Source organism: Shewanella sp. GD04112 (assembly GCF_029835735.1).
Classification (GTDB): Bacteria; Pseudomonadota; Gammaproteobacteria; order Enterobacterales; family Shewanellaceae; genus Shewanella.
In genome coordinates this window covers 1,877,046-1,897,791 of the sequence record NZ_JAOEAL010000001.1, presented here as the reverse complement: position 1 = coordinate 1,897,791, position 20,746 = coordinate 1,877,046, and the positions used below count along the sequence as shown (strand labels likewise).

The window sequence follows — 20,746 nt, the reverse complement described above, 5'->3', positions numbered from 1 at the left end:
GATTTTAGAGTAAAGATTATCGAAAAACAATAGCGTAAAAAAAGGCTTGATAGGTTGCCCTACCAAGCCTTTGGCCCTTTTTACAATGAATCGTTTAATCGACTAAACCACGGCGCTTTAATAAGGCATCGGTCGTGGGTTTTTGACCGGTAAAGTGGATGTAGTCCTGCATCAGATCTTCACTGTTGCCTTTAGACAATACCGCATCACGGAACTTATCGCCGTTTTCAGCTTTTAAACCACCATGTTGGCCCATATAGGCAAAGGCATCGGCGGCAAACACTTCCGTCCACAGGTAGGCGTAATAACCGGCAGAATAGCCACCCGAGAAGGCATGGCTAAAATAGCTCGACTTATAACGGGGTGGAATTGGCGCGAAATCGAGGCCGTGTTTGGCTAACACTTGATGCTCAAACTGTTCCACATCCTTGATTTGGGTGTCGGCAGCAATCGAGTGCCATTCCATATCCAGTAATGTAGCCGCTAAATACTCAACAGTATCAAAACCTTGACCAAATTTATTCGAGGCTAAGATTTTATCGAGTAAGGCTTTAGGAATAGGCTCACCGGTTTGGTAGTGCTTGGCGTAATTGGCAATGACCGCAGGGTCAATGTTCCAATCTTCGTTAACTTGAGACGGAAACTCCACAAAATCGCGCGCTGTAGAGGTACCTGCCACACTCGGGTATTTCACCTTGGAGAATAAACCGTGCACCGCATGACCAAATTCATGGAACATAGTGGTCACTTCATCGAAGGTCATCAAGGTTGGACCGTCGGCAGGTTTCGGGATATTCAGTGCGTTATACACCACAGGCTTAGTGCCTAGCAGGCCGCTTTGAGTGACAAACTCATCCATCCAAGCGCCGCCGCCCTTACCTTCACGGGCATAAGGGTCAAGATAGAACAGACCAATAGAGCTGTTGTCTTTATCGAAAACCTCAAAGGCGAGGACATCGCTATTCCATACTGGTAAATCGGTGCGCGGTTTAACGCTGATGCCGTAGAGTTTGTGCATCGCGAAGAACAAACCATCCTTCAGCACAGAGTTAAACTCAAAGTAGGGTTTGATGCTGCTCTCATCGAGGGCGTATTTTTGCTGACGCACTTTCTCGGCGTAATAAGCCCAATCCCAAGGTTGTAATTCAAAATTACCGCCGGCCTTTTTGATTTCAGCTTGGATATCCGCCGCATCGGCCTTAGCGTGAGCCAACGCCTTAGGCGCCAAGTCATCTAAAATTTCATACACGGCGCTTGGCGTTTTAGCCATTTGGTCTGCCACGGCGTAGGCAGCCCAAGTATCAAAGCCGAGTAAATTGGCTTTCTTGGCGCGCAGCTGCGCCATCTTCACGATTAAAGGGCCATTGCTCGCAACGGCGCGGTGAGCCGAGGTTTCCCACACTTTTTGGCGCAGTTCGCGGTTGTTTAAACTGGCCAAGATAGGCTGACGAGTGGTGTTCACTAAGGTAATCAGGTAACCCGTTTTACCCGCTGCCTGCGCTGCGGCCGCTAAGGTCGCGATTTCGCTGTCAGATAAACCGTCCAGTAGTGCTTTGTCGGTCACAACAATCACATCGTCTTTAAATGACTTTAAGCTGTTTTGAGAAAACTCAGTCGCAAGGGTCGCTAACTCAGCGTTAAAGTCGCGCATTTTGGCTTTATCGGCATCGGATAATTTGGCCCCAGCACGTACAAACTGCTCGTAATAAAACTCGACCAAGCGCTTATCTTCGGCATTTAACCCGGCACGTTGCTGATATACGGTTTCAACACGGGCAAATAAACTTGGATCTAAGTAGATGTTATCGCGGTGAGCCGACAGCTTAGGCGCTAAATCCGCCTCGGTTTTTTGAAAATCATCGTCGGAGATTAACCCCGCCAGATTGAAGAAGGTGCGTGACACTCGAGTTAACAACTCACCCGAGGTTTCCATGGCTAAAATCGTATTCTCGAAGGTTGGCGCCTGTTTATTGGCAATAATGGCGGCAATTTCAGCCTCATGCTCTTTTATGCCCTGCGCAAACGCGGGAGCATAATCCGAACTCTTGATCAGATTAAACTGTGGAGCTTGATCCTGCAGTGGACTCTTACTCAATAACACATTGGTTGCATCAGCTTGAGTCGATGCAGCAGCTTGCGTCGCGACCGCGTTGGCGGCCTCGGTGTTGGCTGCTGGTTTTTCTGAGCAAGCGCCCAATAACAATGCCGCGGCCACGGCAGTAGTAATAACAGACTTACGCATAGGAACTCCCTAGAGTGTTACTGCCCTGTCTTTATATTTTGTAAGTGAAAGGTGCGAGTAACGGATTTTGGCTTCTCTTCCAACTGACGCATGCTTTGGGCGCCCGTTTTCGACGCACAACCTTAGCAAGTTAAGCGACCTTCGGCCAAGTTTTCGAAGCCAAGGATCGAGGGGAATTTGTATCTCTTTATGTGTGACGGCCGTCAAACTACGCAATCAAGGGCATTTTGTCTGCGATTGAGCGACGAGCAGCCATAGGTAAGGCGCAGAAACAATCAAGGTTTTAAATGATAGAATTTATTTTATAAATAAAAACTTAGGTGAAAACACTTCATAAAAATCGTCAACATTATCTCAAAGGCTCATCGAATATCAGCACAGGCGAAATTCAATCAGCTAACAAATATTAATTATTCTTAATAAATAGCTGGCAACATCGAATTAACCAGTCGATGAATAAAAATACCGCAGCCATGGTGCACAAATTAATCAATCAGGCGCCTAGTCACAATTTGAAACAGCTTTTATCCAATTAATGTCACATTCAGATCATCAAATCTCTTTATAATCCCCGTCCGTTAACTAAATGACGCGACAACCTAACGGTTCTTTCGTTATGAATTAACAGGATGATGGGCATGTTCTCAAAAGAACATGTATTAGGGTCAAATAAATATAAATAGAGAAAACGATGTTAAATAAAAAACTACTCGCAGTGATGATCACTGCTGCCCTAGGCGTAAGCGCCTGTGGCTCGGATGATGAGCAAATCGTTCAAGCGGATTTACGTGTATTAGAAACCACGGATCTGCACACAAATATCATGGATTTCAACTACTACAGTGGTAAAGAAGACCCAACAATTGGTCTGGCACGTACCGCAAGCCTTATCCATGCCGCCCGTAAAGAGGCCTAAAACAGTGTACTCGTAGATAACGGCGACCTGCTTCAAGGTAGTCCTATGGGTGACTATATGGCTAAAGTCGGCCTGCAAATGGGCGATGTTCACCCCGCCTATAAAGCGATGAATCTATTAGATTACGAAGTAGGTAATATCGGTAACCACGAATTTAACTATGGTTTAGATTTTTTAAATAAATCACTTCATGGTGCAGAATTCCCTTATATTAACGCCAACGTCTATTGTGCCGACGATAATGGTTGCTGGAATGATGTGAAAAAAGGTGAACATTTATTCACCCCATATATCATTAAAGAAAAACAAATCGTCGATAGCGAAGGAAATAACCAAACCATTAAGATTGGTTATATTGGTTTTGTGCCACCACAAATCTTATTGTGGGATAAACAAAATCTGACCGGCAAAGTAACGGTTGAAGATATTGTGGCGACTGCTAAGAAATATGTGCCTGAAATGAAAGCAAAAGGCGCTGATTTGATTATCGCAATTCCACACTCTGGTATTGGTTCGACCGAAAATCCTGGCGATCCTATGGCAGAGAACGCAACCTATGCCTTGACCTATGTCGACGGTATTAATGCCATCCTCTTTGGTCACAGCCACTCTATTTTCCCCGATGCCAAATATGCCGACTTACCTAACACAGACGTGACTAAAGGTCTGTTAAATGGTGTACCAGCCGTCATGCCTGGACGCTGGGGTGACAACTTAGGTGTGGTCGACTTTAAACTCGAGCGTAAAGACGGTAAGTGGTCTGTAATCAGTGCCACCACTAAGGCACGTCCTATCTATGATGGTGCAACTAAAACACCATTAGTCGAAGCCGACGCCGCCATCCATGATGCTGTCGCCGCCGAGCACCAAGGCACGCTTGCCTTCGTGGACGAGCCAATTGGGGTTGCTGCCGCCGATATGTATAGCTTCTTGACCTTAGTGCAGGACGATCCAACCGTACAAATCGTTTCTGACGCGCAAATTGCTAACGTTAAAGCAAAACTCCCCGAGGCATTAAAAGATCTACCTGTTTTATCGGCTTCTGCACCATTCAAAGCCGGTGGTCGCCACGGTACAACCAGCGATGCAGACCAATATGTACAAGTCGATAAAGGCGCATTGACCTTTAAAAACGCCGCCGATCTTTACCTCTACCCCAACACTATGGTGGCGGTCAAAGCGACGGGTGCTGAACTGAAAGATTGGCTGGAGTGTTCGGCTAACCAATTCAATCAAATCGATCCAACCAAAACCACGCCGCAGGAATTAATCAACTGGGATGGTCACCCAACCTATAACTTCGACGTGCTCGATGGCTTGACCTACAAGATTGATGTCACTCAACCAAGCAAGTTCGACCGCGACTGTGCCGTCGTCAATGCCAATGCTAACCGTATCGTCGATTTAAGCTATACAGATGCTAACGGTAAAGTCTTTACTGGCGAAGAGTTTGCGGCCAAAGAATTTATCGTGGCCTCAAATAACTACCGCGCCTTTGGTGGCAAGTTTGCAGGTACAGGCAGTGATCATGTGGTACTCGAACTGCCAGATACTAACCGTGAAGCCTTAGCGGCCTACATCACGGCGCAATCTCAGTTCAACGAAACCACAGGCAAGTATGATGGCATGGTCAACCCAAGTGCTGACTACAACTGGGATTTCAAAACCATCAGCACCAATGTTGCGTTAGATATTCGCTTCCAGACCCAAGATAGCGATAAAGCCGCTGCCTTTATCGAAGCCAATAAACAACGCGAAATGACCAAGATTAGTAAAGATGAACTCGGTTTTGCCGTTTACCGCATCAACCTAAGCCAAGATAAAGCGAAGTAATTTGCGTTATTACGCTTAGGTTAAGCTCATATCAGGCTAAACTCAGTCTCGTACTTAGACAAGAAAAGGCTCCCAGTGAGCCTTTTCTTTATTCTAGATCCCAACCAAATATCGATGAATGTATAGTGCTTTGGGTGTCCTTTGTGATCATCGGCTTAGCTCTCCACTTTGTGTTAACGGCCATCTCACTTATCATTAGTGCGTGATATCAACCAAGAGAAAGCCTATGAAATCCCCCTCTATCCTGTGCGCATCCGCCATACTGCTTGCCAGCCTGCAACCCGTTAGTGCCGAAGTTCTCCTGCAGCTACCGAGTGATGTCGAGCTGTTAACCGTGAATGGACAAAAGCCATTAAGCACCTCGCCAGTCACGCTGAGTGATGGATTGAACCAAATCGCATTTCGCTACAATGCCCAGTACCGCAAACAGGCTAATTCGGTACGCTACCAATCGGACGTACTGATCATCCGCTTTAATGAAACCGACCAAGCATTACAGCTCAAACTGCCCAATATCGACTCGGCTAAAGCCGCAAAGCAGTTCGATGAGTCACCGTCAATCACGCTGTTAGATAAGCACAATCAAGCGATTAGCTTTGACCAAGACAGATTAGTGAAAAACGGGCTTCAGATAGGCCGAAACTTCGAGCAGGAAATCTTTCAATACAATCAAGGCCAGCATCCCGCCTCGATAAGGTTTGCTGCGCCTCAAGTATCAGCAGCAACGAGTGCACCAACGCTGCCAGCTACCACTTCAGCACCATCAACAGCCGTAACCATCAGTACTGCCGCATCAACAGCTGCAATAACACAAGGCGCAGCGCCTGAATCGCCGACTCAAACCGAAATCAGCCATATGCTGGATTATTGGTATCACCTCGCCGATGACGCCACCAAAGCAAAATTCAAGGCGAAAATTAACGGGCAATAAGCGTATTCTTTAGTTTTTTGCAGTAACAAGTGAGCAAGACACGCTACCCCATACAAAATAGAGCAACCTAGGTTGCTCTTTTTATTGGCCTGATATTATTTCCCTAAATGGTTAGGGGAAAACCAAGCTGAACCGTGAATGAAGTGAGAATATAAAGAGTTAACAGGTGGAAATTGAAAGTGCGAAAACAAAAAAGCCAGCTTATTCAGCTGGCTTTATCGTTTAATTAGGCGCTTGGCGATGACCTACTCTCACATGGGGGTGAAATCATAGCGCTATAAATACGCAGTATTTAGCCAGGATTGAACGCGAAGAAGCTTGTCTTCGTAGCTGGGGAGCCCGCTTAGCGGCGGGGCGACATAGAGGGTAGCTTTTCGCGGAGCGTATAAACACAAAAGCCCTAGCAGTTTAGGCTAGGGCTTTTTTGTTTATTTGGATGCTTGGCGATGACCTACTCTCACATGGGGAGACCCCACACTACCATCGGCGCGATTGCGTTTCACTTCTGAGTTCGGGATGGGATCAGGTGGGACCACAATGCTATTGTCACCAAGCAAAAAATTGTCTGGAACAATTTTTAACGCGCTTTAGCGCGGCCCCTTAGGGTCAACTACAGGGATGTAGTTGATAAATTCTTATTCCAGTAATTCGGGAAGCTGGATTGAGTTGCACTTCTTAAGTGTTTGTATTCGTCTAAGGATTACTGAGTAAAACCCATCTGGGTTGTATGGTTAAGCCTCTCGAGTCATTAGTATCAGTTAGCTCAACGCCTCACAACGCTTACACACCTGACCTATCAACGTCCTAGTCTCGAACGGCTCTTTAGTGGACTTAAAGTCCAAGGGATGACTCATCTTGGGGCTCGCTTCCCGCTTAGATGCTTTCAGCGGTTATCGATTCCGAACATAGCTACCGGGCAATGCCATTGGCATGACAACCCGAACACCAGCGGTTCGTTCACTCCGGTCCTCTCGTACTAGGAGCAACTCCCCTCAATCATCCAACGCCCACGGCAGATAGGGACCGAACTGTCTCACGACGTTCTGAACCCAGCTCGCGTACCACTTTAAATGGCGAACAGCCATACCCTTGGGACCGACTTCAGCCCCAGGATGTGATGAGCCGACATCGAGGTGCCAAACACCGCCGTCGATATGAACTCTTGGGCGGTATCAGCCTGTTATCCCCGGAGTACCTTTTATCCGTTGAGCGATGGCCCTTCCATTCAGAACCACCGGATCACTATGACCTACTTTCGTACCTGCTCGACGTGTCTGTCTCGCAGTTAAGCTGGCTTATGCCATTGCACTAACCGTACGATGTCCGACCGTACTTAGCCAACCTTCGTGCTCCTCCGTTACTCTTTGGGAGGAGACCGCCCCAGTCAAACTACCCACCAGGCACTGTCCTTAACCCCGATTAGGGGCCCAAGTTAGAACATCAACACTACAAGGGTGGTATTTCAAGGACGACTCCACGAGAACTAGCGTTCCCGCTTCAAAGTCTCCCACCTATCCTACACATGTAGGGTCAATGTTCAGTGCCAAGCTATAGTAAAGGTTCACGGGGTCTTTCCGTCTAGCCGCGGGTATACGGCATCTTCACCGCAATTTCAACTTCACTGAGTCTCGGCTGGAGACAGCGTGGCCATCATTACGCCATTCGTGCAGGTCGGAACTTACCCGACAAGGAATTTCGCTACCTTAGGACCGTTATAGTTACGGCCGCCGTTTACCGGGGCTTCGATCATGAGCTTCTCTTGCGATAACCCAATCAATTAACCTTCCGGCACCGGGCAGGCGTCACACCGTATACGTCATCTTGCGATTTTGCACAGTGCTGTGTTTTTGATAAACAGTTGCAGCCACCTGGTATCTGCGACTGCCGTCAGCTTAGGGAGCAAGTCCCATCACCAACAGCAGCGTACCTTCTCCCGAAGTTACGGTACCATTTTGCCTAGTTCCTTCAGCCGAGTTCTCTCAAGCGCCTTGGTATTCTCTACCCGACCACCTGTGTCGGTTTGGGGTACGATTCCCGCTAACCTGAAGCTTAGAAGATTTTCCTGGAAGCATGGCATCAACTACTTCATCCCCTTGGGGACTCGTCATCAGCTCTCAGTGTATAGTGACCCGGATTTGCCTAAGTCACCCACCTACCACCTTAAACGCGGACTACCAACGCCGCGCTAGCCTAGCCTTCTCCGTCTCTCCATCGCAGTTAGCGGAAGTACAGAAATATTAATCTGTTTCCCATCGACTACGCCTTTCGGCCTCGCCTTAGGGGTCGACTCACCCTGCCCCGATTAACGTTGGACAGGAACCCTTGGTCTTTCGGCGAGGGGGTTTTTCACCCCCTTTATCGTTACTCATGTCAGCATTCGCACTTCTGATACCTCCAGCGTGGGTTACCCCTTCACCTTCAACGGCTTACAGAACGCTCCTCTACCGCGCAACCCTAATGGATTGCACCCGTAGCTTCGGTGGTATGTTTAGCCCCGTTACATCTTCCGCGCAGGCCGACTCGACTAGTGAGCTATTACGCTTTCTTTAAATGATGGCTGCTTCTAAGCCAACATCCTAGCTGTCTAAGCCTTCCCACATCGTTTCCCACTTAACATACACTTTGGGACCTTAGCTGACGGTCTGGGTTGTTTCCCTTTTGACGACGGACGTTAGCACCCGCCGTCTGTCTCCCGGATAGCACTCTTTGGTATTCGGAGTTTGCAAAGGGTTGGTAAGTCGGGATGACCCCCTAGCCTTAACAGTGCTCTACCCCCAAAGGTGTTCGTCCGAGGCGCTACCTAAATAGCTTTCGAGGAGAACCAGATATCTCCCGGTTTGATTGGCCTTTCACCCCCAGCCACAAGTCATCCGCTAATTTTTCAACATTAGTCGGTTCGGTCCTCCAGTTGATGTTACTCAACCTTCAACCTGCCCATGGCTAGATCACCGGGTTTCGGGTCTACGCCTTGCAACTAAACGCGCAGTTAACACTCGGTTTCCCTACGGCTCCGCTATTCGCTTAACCTCGCTACAAAACGTAAGTCGCTGACCCATTATACAAAAGGTACGCAGTCACGGTCTCAAGAACCGCTCCCACTGCTTGTACGTATACGGTTTCAGGTTCTATTTCACTCCCCTCACAGGGGTTCTTTTCGCCTTTCCCTCACGGTACTGGTTCACTATCGGTCAGTCAGGAGTATTTAGCCTTGGAGGATGGTCCCCCCATATTCAAACAGGATATCACGTGTCCCGCCTTACTCGTTTTCATCAAAGGTTAGTTTTCGTGTACGGGGCTATCACCCTGTGCCGCTGGACTTTCCAGACCATTCCACTAACACCCCTCTGACTTAAGGGCTAATCCCCGTTCGCTCGCCGCTACTAGGGGAATCTCGGTTGATTTCTTTTCCTAAGGGTACTTAGATGTTTCAGTTCCCCTCGTTTGCCTCATGTAGCTATGTATTCACTACATGATGACAGCTTATGCTGCCGGGTTCCCCCATTCGGACATCGTTAGCTCAAATGCTTGTTACTAGCTCGCCAACGCTTTTCGCAAGTTACTACGTCCTTCATCGCCTCTGACTGCCAAGGCATCCACCGTATACGCTTAGTCGCTTAACCATACAACCCAAATGAGTTTCACTTGAATTGTTGCGACCAGCTGGTTTTACTTGTCTCATCTTCGACCAAGAAGATGGACTCGCCTTAGACTTGAATATTCAAGACACTTAAAAAGTGTTTTAAGAACTCAATTTTTTCGTATTAACACAACGACAGACATCATTGCATTAATTACTATCAGCTTTCCAAATTGTTAAAGAGCGGGCTTAAAAAAGCCAAAGATAATTTTTCAGTTTATCTTTGGCATCTCTAACCAGATTGCAGTAAGTGGTGGAGCTATGCGGGATCGAACCGCAGACCTCCTGCGTGCAAGGCAGGCGCTCTCCCAGCTGAGCTATAGCCCCATTTACATGCAGTGCGAGTAAATAAGATGTTCCAAACCTCTTAAAGGATTGGTTTGCCAATCATTTCTTATCAAGGCGGACAGTGGCGACGTTTAGTTCACTAAACGAGTCACTTTCCAACGCTGAGAAGGAAGGATTGGTGGGTCAGAGTGGACTTGAACCACCGACCTCACCCTTATCAGGGGTGCGCTCTAACCAGCTGAGCTACAGACCCATCTTTGATAAATCTATGTTCATCTAGAACCACCGACCTCACCCTACTCTTTATGAAGGGATTGGGGTGCTAACCAGCTGAGCTACAGACCCATCTTTTACTTTATCTTCTATCAAGCAAATCTGTGTGAACACTCAAAAGGTACACGGATGTACCGAATGTCTAAAATGCAGGAGCATTTTTAGACCAAACATCGAGTTAGTCGTATAGGTAAGGAGGTGATCCAGCCCCAGGTTCCCCTAGGGCTACCTTGTTACGACTTCACCCCAGTCATGAACCACAAAGTGGTGAGCGCCCTCCCGAAGGTTAAGCTACCCACTTCTTTTGCAGCCCACTCCCATGGTGTGACGGGCGGTGTGTACAAGGCCCGGGAACGTATTCACCGTGGCATTCTGATCCACGATTACTAGCGATTCCGACTTCATGGAGTCGAGTTGCAGACTCCAATCCGGACTACGACGAGCTTTGTGAGATTAGCTCCACCTCGCGGCTTTGCAACCCTCTGTACTCGCCATTGTAGCACGTGTGTAGCCCTACTCGTAAGGGCCATGATGACTTGACGTCGTCCCCACCTTCCTCCGGTTTATCACCGGCAGTCTCCCTAGAGTTCCCGCCATTACGCGCTGGCAAATAAGGATAGGGGTTGCGCTCGTTGCGGGACTTAACCCAACATTTCACAACACGAGCTGACGACAGCCATGCAGCACCTGTCTCAGAGTTCCCGAAGGCACTAAGCTATCTCTAGCGAATTCTCTGGATGTCAAGAGTAGGTAAGGTTCTTCGCGTTGCATCGAATTAAACCACATGCTCCACCGCTTGTGCGGGCCCCCGTCAATTCATTTGAGTTTTAACCTTGCGGCCGTACTCCCCAGGCGGTCTACTTAATGCGTTAGCTTGAGAGCCCAGTGTTCAAGACACCAAACTCCGAGTAGACATCGTTTACGGCGTGGACTACCAGGGTATCTAATCCTGTTTGCTCCCCACGCTTTCGTGCCTGAGCGTCAGTCTTTGTCCAGGGGGCCGCCTTCGCCACCGGTATTCCTCCAGATCTCTACGCATTTCACCGCTACACCTGGAATTCTACCCCCCTCTACAAGACTCTAGTTTGCCAGTTCGAAATGCAATTCCCAGGTTGAGCCCGGGGCTTTCACATCTCGCTTAACAAACCGCCTGCGCACGCTTTACGCCCAGTAATTCCGATTAACGCTTGGACCCTCCGTATTACCGCGGCTGCTGGCACGGAGTTAGCCGGTCCTTCTTCTGTAGGTAACGTCACAGCTGCAAGGTATTAACTTACAACCTTTCCTCCCTACTGAAAGTGCTTTACAACCCGAAGGCCTTCTTCACACACGCGGCATGGCTGCATCAGGGTTTCCCCCATTGTGCAATATTCCCCACTGCTGCCTCCCGTAGGAGTCTGGGCCGTGTCTCAGTCCCAGTGTGGCTGATCATCCTCTCAGAACAGCTAGGGATCGTCGCCTTGGTGAGCCATTACCTCACCAACTAGCTAATCCCACCTAGGTTCATCCAATCGCGAGAGGCCCGAAAGTCCCCCTCTTTCCCCCGTAGGGCGTATGCGGTATTAGCAGTCGTTTCCAACTGTTATCCCCCTCGACTGGGCAGATCCCTAGGCATTACTCACCCGTCCGCCGCTCGCCACCTCATGAGTAAACTCACTTGTGCTGCCGCTCGACTTGCATGTGTTAGGCCTGCCGCCAGCGTTCAATCTGAGCCATGATCAAACTCTTCAATTAAAAGTTTTGTGAACCCGAAGATTCGGCTCAATGAATTCTGAATCGACTTAACTTAATAAGTCGTTGTACATATTGCTATGAACACTCATTCATTGATTTAAATTTTGATTACTCGCCAAACGGCAGAGTAATTTCGATTAACTCAACACCTGTGAGTGTCCACACAGATTTGCTTGATAAATTGTTAAAGAGCATGGTTATTTGCCTTGAGCGTTTAACGCTTTTGGCTTTCACCGTTGACCCTGCTGGGCCAGTGGATGCGCATTATAGGGATGTCAGATTTTACCGCAACCCCTTTCGACAAAATAATGAGAAAAAGCGATGTGAGTGCGCATTTTTTAAACCGAACATCGGTTTTAGCGACTAATTCGCTGTAATTTCCATCACTTTGGCTATCTTTATCGCCCTAATAACGCCGTTAGCATCGGTCACTAAGCAAAACGATAAAGCCAATACCGCACTTTTTATTGTTAAGCTCGCGCTTCAAGTTCAATCTCACGGTTCAAATAGATTGATGCACGCTTTAAGTTGCAAGAATAGGCTATTTCTTTAAAAAACCCGGTACATCGGCAATGCTATCGAGCACCACAGACGCCTCGCTATCATTAGCAATGGCTTTACCAGTACGGACGAGGATACGTGTCGGCACCCCTGCAGCTTTGGCCGCGAGCATATCGTCGGCTTTATCTCCTACCATCACAGATTGGGACAAATCGATTTTCAAAAATTTTGCCGCGTCGAGTAACATTCCTGGTTTGGGTTTGCGACAGTCGCAATCGACTTTATATTCACCAATCCCTTTTTCGTTATGGTGCGGGCAATAATAGATACCATCGAGGTCGACACCTTTATCGGCAAAGTTCCAATCCATCCATTCGGTGAGACTGTGGAATTGGTCTTCGGTATACATGCCACGGGCAATTCCCGACTGATTAGTGACCACCACCAATTTGTATCCCATTTGCTTTAATGCAAGGCACGCCTCAAATACGCCTTCAATATATTCAAAGTCATCTACCTGATGCACATAACCATGATCTTTGTTGATCACACCATCACGGTCCAAAAAAACAGCTCGATTGACTGCACTCACAGTACTACTCCACTCACAAAAAACAGCGCTTAATGCGTAATTTTACTATTATTCCATCCATTGCAAGAAATTGCACCGCGAAGTTGACGGATACCACTTGGCAATTTGAGCTTGATTCATATTCTGACAATTCATTTGCGATAGTAACGCCTATAAATGGTCGATTAACACATCTTTAAGGGCGAATTCGTCCGCGAATAATTGTTTTTGCCATCTAGTCGATACGCAGCTCAATCGAGCTTTCCCTTTATTTGTGCTGTTTTTAACGGTAATCTTGCACGGATAACAATAAAACACCTAAAAATAGACGGTCATAATGAGTCGAACTACGCCTATAGTCCATAAAACCCGCACCCAGTTAGTTGTAGAGGTGCTCAGAGAGAAAATACTTTCGGGTGATATAGCCGCAGGAGAACCACTCAGACAAAGCGCACTAGCCGAAGCATTGAATGTTAGCCGCATTCCGGTAAGAGAAGCCTTGCTGCAACTTGAAGCTGAAGGGCTGGTAAAATTCGAACCCCATAAAGGGGCAACGGCGACTGAATTATCCGTTGAACAAGTGACCGAGCTGTTTGAGTTGCGCGCCATGATCGAGACTGATCTGCTCGCCAAAGCCATTCCACGACTTCAAGAAGAAGATTTAATAAGAGCTGAACGCGTATTAGAACAATTGGAATCAGCCTTTAAACATGAAGATGCCGTCGCCAGTTGGAGCGAGCTAAATACACAGTTTCATACCTGTTTATACCAAGCCGCCAATCGCCCACATACGCTAGAGGTCGTGCATGGCCTCAATACCAACTGCGATAGATATATTCGTTTGCAATTACTGCTCGCAGGAGGCATTCCCGCAGCAGAGCACGAGCACCGCGAACTGCTCAATTATTGTAAGCAAAGAGAAACAGAGAAAGCCACGGCGTTACTGCGACATCATATTTTGCATGCCGCAATGACAATTCGGGATCTGGTCGCCAAACAGGTGGTATAGATCACGGACTGTCATTCGTTATACCGATAAGCTTTGTTGTCGATTTGAGGCAGCACTAAAGGTTCTGCCTTTTTTATTTGAGAGAAAACACCATGCAGTACGCCACAATCACTGGCTGGGGAAAATGTGTTCCACCCGCCACTTTGACTAACGATGATCTTGCCACTTTTATCGAAACTTCCGATGAATGGATTAAAAGCCGTACCGGGATCAGCCAGCGTCATATCAGCCATGTGAATACCTCTGAGTTAGCATCGGTTGCCGCTAAACGCGCCCTTGCAGCGGCGGGCATTGACGGCAGCGAAATTGATATGATCATTTTAGCCAGCGCCAGCCCAGATACCTTGATCCCTAATATTGCCTCCACAGTCCAAGCGAATATTGGCGCAAGTTGCGCAGCCTTCGATATCAACGCGGCATGCAGTGGCTTTTTGTATGGCTTAGGCTTAGCCAGCTCACAGATCAAGAGTGGTCAGTGCAAAAAAGTACTAGTAGTCGGTGCCGAACGTTTATCTTTCTACCTCGATTGGTCACGCCGTGAAACCGCAGTGCTGTTTGGTGATGGCGCGGGCGCAGTTATTGTTGAAGCAACGGATGTTCCGGGCGGTGTGTTAGGTTATGAGCTGAATAACGATCCTGAAGGTCGCGATATCCTAAAAGCCGGTTTTGGTACTGCGATGGATAGATTCTCCGCCGAGTCCTTAGATTTTTATATTCAATTCGATGGCCAAGAAATCTTTAAACGTGCCATTAATGGTATGAATAAGTTAAGCACTCAAGTGCTGGAGAAATGTGGCGTCGATAAGGATGAAGTCGATTTAGTGATCCCACACCAAGCGAACGAGCGCATTATCGACACCCTCGTTAGCCGCATGAAGATCCCTAAAGAAAAAGCCTTCGTGAACATCGCTAACTATGGCAACACCTCTGCGGCCACTATCCCTATCGCCATCTGCGATGCGTTGGAAAAAGGGTTAATTAAGCCGAACCAAACCATTCTGTCATGTGCTTTCGGTGCGGGGTTAACCTCAGCAGCGCTGCTATTGCAATGGGGCGAGCGCGTAACACCGGTTCAAGTGAGTGATGCCCAGCTGCCTCCTTGCGAGTTGAGTGGCATTGAGCTGGTTAAACGTGCTGTAGATTATTTCTGTAAGTAATTAATCCCGAACACGGATAAAAGGCCATCTTCGGATGGCCTTTTACATTTTTATCTCTTCAGGTACGCGACGCATTTCATCCCAGTAAATCCCCTGCTTAAAATAGCCCGCGAGTTTTTGATTTAATTCGTTAAAGCTTTTTATGGCAACCTCTTCACCACACAAACATGACCAGACGAATCGATGGCAGTTGTTGTCGAACAAATCATATTCTCGATATTGATAAATGGCCCGCTCGGCGCGGCTCACCATATCACTGGCAATCAGTGGTTGATGTTGATGATTACAGGCAATATAGATTTGGCTACCAGTGCGCCCCGCTAAAAAGCGCTTTACCGATACCGCCCGTATCAGCCCTGAGCCATGTAGTTCGACAAGGCAATCATCCGCCAACCAAATGCCCGTATGTTCAATGACCCCAAACACATAACAGCAGATAATGCTGCCAGGCTGCGGCGAGACTTGTTTAAAGCCCTTTTGCCACTGACTTGGCGCTACCACCATGGCTTGGTTGCCCGTCGATTGCCGTGGCGCCTTACCTAATAAACGGTCACGCTCAAGCTGCTGGCGCTTTTCACGCTCATCGGCGAGCAATAACGCCCCCATAGCCGCGCTGCCTAGCCAAAGTAACGGTAATGGCATCCTATCCCCTCATGGCATCAGTTATCTGTAAAATGCGTCATTAATAGATAGCGAGTCAAGAACGTCGGATGGCGTTTGCACCTCCTGCTTACGCTCACCTTTCTTTAAACCTAGTGTTCATTAAATCTATCCTTGTGTCAGTAGGCCTTAGCCTTTGAATTTTTGATAATAAGAGTGAAGTACAGTTCCACTGAATTGCCAAGTTTTCCGTAAAGGTCCCCAAGCATGACATGGGTAACTAACCTTTTAACGGGGCATTGAGCTTCTAGGACTGCGATGTTGCAGTGTAATGGGATGAGCGTGAATTAAAGATGAAATCGCTAGCCAGAGCTCAAACTCAGTCGGCTTGATTGTGAAAGAAAACTGAAGCCTTTGTAAAAACAGGCTTCAGCTCAAACGGTAACTCTATTTGCGACAGCAAATGCCTTCCGCCGCAGCATCACTTAGCATGACTCACGTTTGGCATCGCCCACGACATCAAGGTGCATCGGATTTCACCTTTGCACCTTGATACTAAGCCGTAAGAGTACAGCAAGATTAGAGTTTAACTAGCATTTTACCTTTGTTTTTACCTTCAAACAGGCCGATAAACGCCTCTGGTGCTTGCTCTAAACCTTGGTAAACCGTTTCTTGCGATTTCACTTTACCCGCCTGCAGCCACTGCGCCATTTGAGCGATGAATTCTTCAAACTGGTCGAAGTAATCCATCACAATAAAGCCCTGTATGGTTAACTTTTTGGTGATGATGGCTAAGAGATTGCTTGGACCAGGGACTGGCGTCTGCGCGTTATAATCGGCAATCATCCCACATACAGAAATACGGCCATATTCGTTCAGCACATTCAATGCGGCTTCAAGATGAGCGCCGCCGACATTCTCAAAATACACATCAATGCCATCGGGCGCCGCGTCACGCAAAGCCTGAGTTAAATCAGTCACTTTTTTATAGTTAATCACCGCATCCACACCCAGACTTTTAACTAATTCAGCCTTCTCATCCGAGCCAACCGAAGCAATTACTTTACAGCCGTTAAGCTTAGCGATTTGACAGACAACCATGCCCACCGCGCCCGATGCGGCTGAAACAAACACGGTATCTTTAGGGGTTAATTTCGCAATTGTCATTAGACCCACCCAAGCAGTTAATCCGGGCATACCAAGCACACCTAAAAAGTACTGCTCAGGAATATTCGCCGTAGGCAATAAGGTGAGATCCTGCCCATCACTGATAAAGGCGCTGCGCCAGCCACTGACATTGCTCACTTTTGATCCCACGGGGAATTGCGGATTGAGTGATTCAATCACTTCACCTATTGCCCCACCGTCCATAACCGCATCAATCTGGAAGGGTGGAATGTAGGAATCCTTGTCCATCATACGGCCACGCATATAGGGATCGACTGACATCCAAGTGTTTTTAACCAGTACTTCTCCGGCTTTTAAGGCGGGCAATGTCACCTCGACCTGTTTAAAATTTGCCAGAGTAGGCATACCAATAGGGCGTGATGCTAAATGAATTTGACTGCTTATCATGTACTTAACCTCTATTACGTCGGACACTCTGCAAACAGGGAGTGATATTTCGACAATGAACTAAACTTATTAGCTTGCAAATAGTTTGCGCACAAACTGTTTGCCAATAAACTACCCACAAGTGACGCGCAAATCAACTGTTACGCCTAAAAATATTTTGCACACAAACTATTTTTACAACGTAGAATTTGTTAACATCGACCTTCATTGTTCATCCTGGGTAAGCGGTATGGCTCAAAAATTATCAGACAACGTGTGCTTTGCACTCTATTCGGCGACCAACTCATTAGTGCGAGCCTTTCGTCCCATCCTTGACGAATACGATCTTACCTACCCTCAGTACATAGTGATGCACTCACTCTGGTACGTGAATGACGTCAGTCTCAAAGAGTTATCTAACGACACGCGTTTAGATCCCAGCACCTTGACCCCAATCGTTAAACGCTTGGAATCAAAGGGCTTACTCACCCGTAACTTATCTGAGTTGGATGAACGTAAAAAGGTTATTTCCCTCACAGACAAGGGCAGACAATTACAGGAGGAAGCGACTCAGCTCACCGAGAAATTGGTGGCTCGCTCTAAGATGAATGCCGAGCGTATCGAGGAATTGCGTCGCTTATGTCTTGAATTAGAAGCCGATTTATCGAAAGACTAACCTGCAGAATTAGCGTTCTTTAGCACGCTTTCTAAAGCTACCTTTTGTTAGCACTCAATTCTCACGACATGCATCAAGTTTAGATATTAAGCTCAAGAAAGTCAGACAAAGGGATTTAGGCGCAGAGACAATCATGCTGCAGCGAGGGCGCTAACACATCGTTTAGCGTGAGTAAGCCAGTAATTCACCCACCTTTAACTCCTCTGCGCCCCCCATACTTGCCACCTGTGCCAACAACAGTTCGCCGCAGGCCAGTGCGTCAGTCAGGGCACTGTGGGCGCCATATATCGGCAATCCATATCGTTCACGGCATGCCCCAAGCCTCAAGCTGCCTTCTTTAAGCACTGAGTGTTCGCGTAGCAAACGGTGTTTTTCCAGCAGCAAGGTATCAATCGCAGGCAGTACAATCCCTTGATGATAAATCGACAAGATATCTTGCTGTAAGAAACGGCAATCAAGGGGGGAATGGTGCGCAACCAACACATGACCACGGGTTTGCGCCACAAACCATGCCATCGCCTCTTCAATGGTCACCGCCTCGGTTAAATGATTATCGAGTATCCCATGAATTGTCGCACTCTGCCCCACACTGCCTTGAATTTGCACCAGTTTTTGCTGTGCGCCCATCAGGGGAATCGCCGCATTTTCAATCGGCACCAGCCCAATACTTAAGATTTGGTCCTGTAAGGGATCGAGTCCTGTCATTTCCAAATCCATCGCCATCAAGGGCGCCCGGCTAATGGGTAACTCCAACAGTGGCACTAAGGATTGGTAATAATCCTTAAATAGCTGATGCTGACAGCGTAACGCACGCCAGCGCAGCTTTGCGTTCACCCACCAAGGCCCCATTAAAAGCTCCGCATAAATTTCATCTTCATCCCCGACTGGGCATCATGGACCACTTTAAAAGCATCCCGCAGTTGATGCCTCACCAAAGAAGATAAATGGCCGGGTAACAAATAATTACTGATCTTCAGCCCCTGTGTATGTTGGTAGCCTTGATTCGATAAACGCATATGGGCAATAAATTCATGGGCGTCGGCCAAGTTAAGCGCATCCTTACGATTGAGAATATTGGCGTCCATCAGCGCGCGGATCCGTTTGGCGGTATTCACTTCCTTAATCCCCGCCGACAGCGCATACACGCGGGCGATATCGTTGATTAACGCATTTCCTTTATGTTTTAAATCAATGCCTTTTACCTCACTGCCATCGCGCTCTAACACAAATTTTCGAAAAAAGCCTAAGGGCGGCGACTCGACGAGGGAATTGCCCGTCATCCCCGCAAGGAAAATATCATTGTCTTTGGTTTGTGCCAGCACTTTATCCTGCAGGGCGTCGAACAGCGATTGCGGGCCAAACACGGAGCGCATATCGAAAAAAATACTCGCATGCATCAATGCTTTAGGCTCAGGCGTGACCACCCACTTTTCAAAGACCTGTTGCCATGCTTTGAGCGACATCCGCCACTGGGGGTTTTGCGCCATGATATTACCGGGACAAAAAGCATAACCGCATTGATCCAGCCCCGCGCAAACCGCATGGGTCAAGGCATCAAAATAGCCTTTGGCATAATCATCCATTTCCTCGGCCACCAGCAAGCCGTTATCTTGATCCGAACAGGCGGCTTGGTCTTGTCGTCCTTGTGAGCCAAAGGCTAGCCAGCAAAACGCCATCGGCGCCTCACCGAGAATTTGCTGATTGAGCACAATCAAGCGCCGCGTTAACGCATCGGTGACCGAGGTCAGTACCCGACCGATCTCCTCTGCCCTTGCATCGGCACTGATTAAATTTTGCAATAACAAGGGGATTTGTTTACTGACACTAATGAGGCTGGCGAGATCCCGCTGCCGCTCGATTTCACCAATCAGCAGCAAAGGCTGCGAACCTTGACCGCGCAAAATGTCAGTACTGGTCACCATACCAATGGCTTTTACTTCCTCGGTATTTTGTTCATCAATGATCGGCAAGTGATGAATGTTATGCTCACTCATCAATAACATCGCCTCGAAAATCAACGCATTGGATGAAATCGAAATCGGCGATGTGGTCATGGCTTGATGCACGGCGATGCGACCATCGAGCCCTGCAGCGAGCACCCGATTACGCAGATCTTTATCCGTTAAAATCCCCACCAACTTATGATTGTCCGTGACCAATAAGGACGAAACCCGTGAGTTGCGCATCAAGAGCGCGGCTTGCGTCACACTGGCGTGGGCGTCGATCATAATGGGCGAAGATGACATTAAGGTACTGATTCGACTGGTTGTCGTCAGATCTTTCGCCTTAAACCGCGCCTCGTGACGTAACCGCTTGGCAAAGGCGCGGGTAAAAAATTTATCGAAGTGTCGACTCTCGCTTCGCAGTTGATCGAACAATGCCTGCGGAAGGTGATACACCAAACTGTCTTCGAGAATAGCGACCCGGTTAACCACCTTCTCCCCAGACAACAGCGTCGAAAAGCCAAAAAACTCACCTTCGGCGACCCTGTCCACTAACACTCCTTCGGGATCGCGCACCTCAAAGGCGCCGCTGCGCACCAGATACAATTTCGGCGTATCGGCATCAAATTTCACAAACCCCGAGGCTTTACTGTAATAACCAACGGTCACAGCCTTAGCGCAACGTAAGATAATCTCGTTGGGTAGCGTATCGAAGGGGGCTGTGGATGTTAAAAACTGCACAACGGGTTGTAATTCGCTGGCGTTCATAGCAACACCTTATTTTAGGTGAATTTTATTCCACTATAGCGCGCACAATTGTTGGGCCATATACGACTAAAGTCAGCCTTAAGCTTGCGCTGACGCCATAAAAACAAAAGGAC

The 20,746-nt window shown here is 47.9% G+C and carries 10 protein-coding genes, 2 tRNA genes, 3 rRNA genes and 1 pseudogene; 5 read left to right on the top strand and 11 right to left on the bottom strand.

Translation table 11 applies throughout. The features are described 5' to 3' along the window. Nucleotides 1-94: 94 nt before the first annotated feature. A complete protein-coding gene (locus N7386_RS08480) occupies nucleotides 95-2,242 on the bottom strand; it encodes a M3 family metallopeptidase (RefSeq protein WP_126512946.1) in 2,148 nt (715 codons plus the stop codon). A gap of 691 nt (nucleotides 2,243-2,933) precedes the next feature. Here N7386_RS08480 and N7386_RS08475 point away from each other — a divergent pair. Then, nucleotides 2,934-4,991: pseudogene (locus tag N7386_RS08475) on the top strand (bifunctional 2',3'-cyclic-nucleotide 2'-phosphodiesterase/3'-nucleotidase). Nucleotides 4,992-5,217: 226 nt separating this feature from the next. Continuing rightward, the gene (locus N7386_RS08470; protein WP_089068051.1) at nucleotides 5,218-5,922 is read left to right on the top strand and encodes a DUF2057 domain-containing protein; all 705 of its coding nucleotides are present in this window, start codon (nucleotides 5,218-5,220) and stop codon (nucleotides 5,920-5,922) included. Between the two features lie 438 nt (nucleotides 5,923-6,360). On the opposite strand, the gene rrf is transcribed toward N7386_RS08470, so the two are convergent. From rrf to gmhB, 6 genes are all read right to left on the bottom strand, one after another. Beyond that, nucleotides 6,361-6,476, bottom strand: a 5S ribosomal RNA gene (gene rrf / locus N7386_RS08465). Between the two features lie 173 nt (nucleotides 6,477-6,649). Continuing rightward, nucleotides 6,650-9,542 (bottom strand): 23S ribosomal RNA (locus N7386_RS08460). Nucleotides 9,543-9,810: 268 nt separating this feature from the next. Further along, nucleotides 9,811-9,886: transfer RNA gene (locus N7386_RS08455), tRNA-Ala, on the bottom strand. Nucleotides 9,887-10,023: 137 nt separating this feature from the next. After that, nucleotides 10,024-10,100: transfer RNA gene (locus N7386_RS08450), tRNA-Ile, on the bottom strand. Nucleotides 10,101-10,311: 211 nt separating this feature from the next. After that, nucleotides 10,312-11,854 (bottom strand): 16S ribosomal RNA (locus N7386_RS08445). Together the 16S, 23S and 5S rRNA genes with 2 tRNA genes alongside form the textbook arrangement of a ribosomal RNA operon. Nucleotides 11,855-12,395: 541 nt before the next feature. Then, the gene (gmhB, locus tag N7386_RS08440; RefSeq protein ID WP_037426804.1) at nucleotides 12,396-12,947 is read right to left on the bottom strand and encodes a D-glycero-beta-D-manno-heptose 1,7-bisphosphate 7-phosphatase; all 552 of its coding nucleotides are present in this window, start codon (nucleotides 12,945-12,947) and stop codon (nucleotides 12,396-12,398) included. A 316-nt stretch (nucleotides 12,948-13,263) separates the two neighbouring features. On the opposite strand from gmhB, the gene N7386_RS08435 reads away from it, so the two are divergent. Both N7386_RS08435 and N7386_RS08430 read left to right on the top strand, forming a co-directional pair. After that, nucleotides 13,264-13,935 (top strand): GntR family transcriptional regulator, encoded by a 672-nt coding sequence (locus N7386_RS08435; RefSeq protein ID WP_037419935.1) that lies wholly within the window; start codon nucleotides 13,264-13,266, stop codon nucleotides 13,933-13,935. Nucleotides 13,936-14,027: 92 nt separating this feature from the next. Then, on the top strand, nucleotides 14,028-15,092 hold the full coding sequence (locus tag N7386_RS08430; protein ID WP_089068053.1) for a ketoacyl-ACP synthase III: 1,065 nt from the start codon (nucleotides 14,028-14,030) through the stop codon (nucleotides 15,090-15,092). A gap of 42 nt (nucleotides 15,093-15,134) precedes the next feature. Here N7386_RS08430 and N7386_RS08425 read toward each other — a convergent pair whose 3' ends face one another. Together N7386_RS08425 and N7386_RS08420 are read right to left on the bottom strand one after the other, a co-directional pair. Next, nucleotides 15,135-15,734 carry a lecithin retinol acyltransferase family protein gene (locus N7386_RS08425; protein ID WP_089068054.1) on the bottom strand — a complete coding sequence of 200 codons (600 nt, stop codon included), beginning with the start codon at nucleotides 15,732-15,734 and terminating at the stop codon, nucleotides 15,135-15,137. A gap of 537 nt (nucleotides 15,735-16,271) precedes the next feature. Further along, complete coding sequence (locus N7386_RS08420; RefSeq protein ID WP_089068055.1) at nucleotides 16,272-17,267, bottom strand: NADP-dependent oxidoreductase; 996 nt, start codon at nucleotides 17,265-17,267, stop codon at nucleotides 16,272-16,274. Between the two features lie 229 nt (nucleotides 17,268-17,496). Between N7386_RS08420 and N7386_RS08415 the strand changes: the two genes are divergently transcribed. Continuing rightward, nucleotides 17,497-17,922 (top strand): MarR family transcriptional regulator, encoded by a 426-nt coding sequence (locus N7386_RS08415; RefSeq protein WP_086904652.1) that lies wholly within the window; start codon nucleotides 17,497-17,499, stop codon nucleotides 17,920-17,922. Between the two features lie 162 nt (nucleotides 17,923-18,084). Here N7386_RS08415 and N7386_RS08410 read toward each other — a convergent pair whose 3' ends face one another. After that, entirely contained in the window at nucleotides 18,085-18,771 is a 687-nt protein-coding gene (locus N7386_RS08410; protein ID WP_086904651.1) for an exonuclease domain-containing protein, read from the bottom strand. Further along, nucleotides 18,771-20,633: a DUF294 nucleotidyltransferase-like domain-containing protein gene (locus N7386_RS08405; protein ID WP_086904650.1), complete on the bottom strand. Its 1,863-nt coding sequence runs from the start codon at nucleotides 20,631-20,633 to the stop codon at nucleotides 18,771-18,773. Before N7386_RS08405 ends, N7386_RS08410 begins: the two co-directional genes overlap by 1 nt. Nucleotides 20,634-20,746 lie beyond the last annotated feature (113 nt).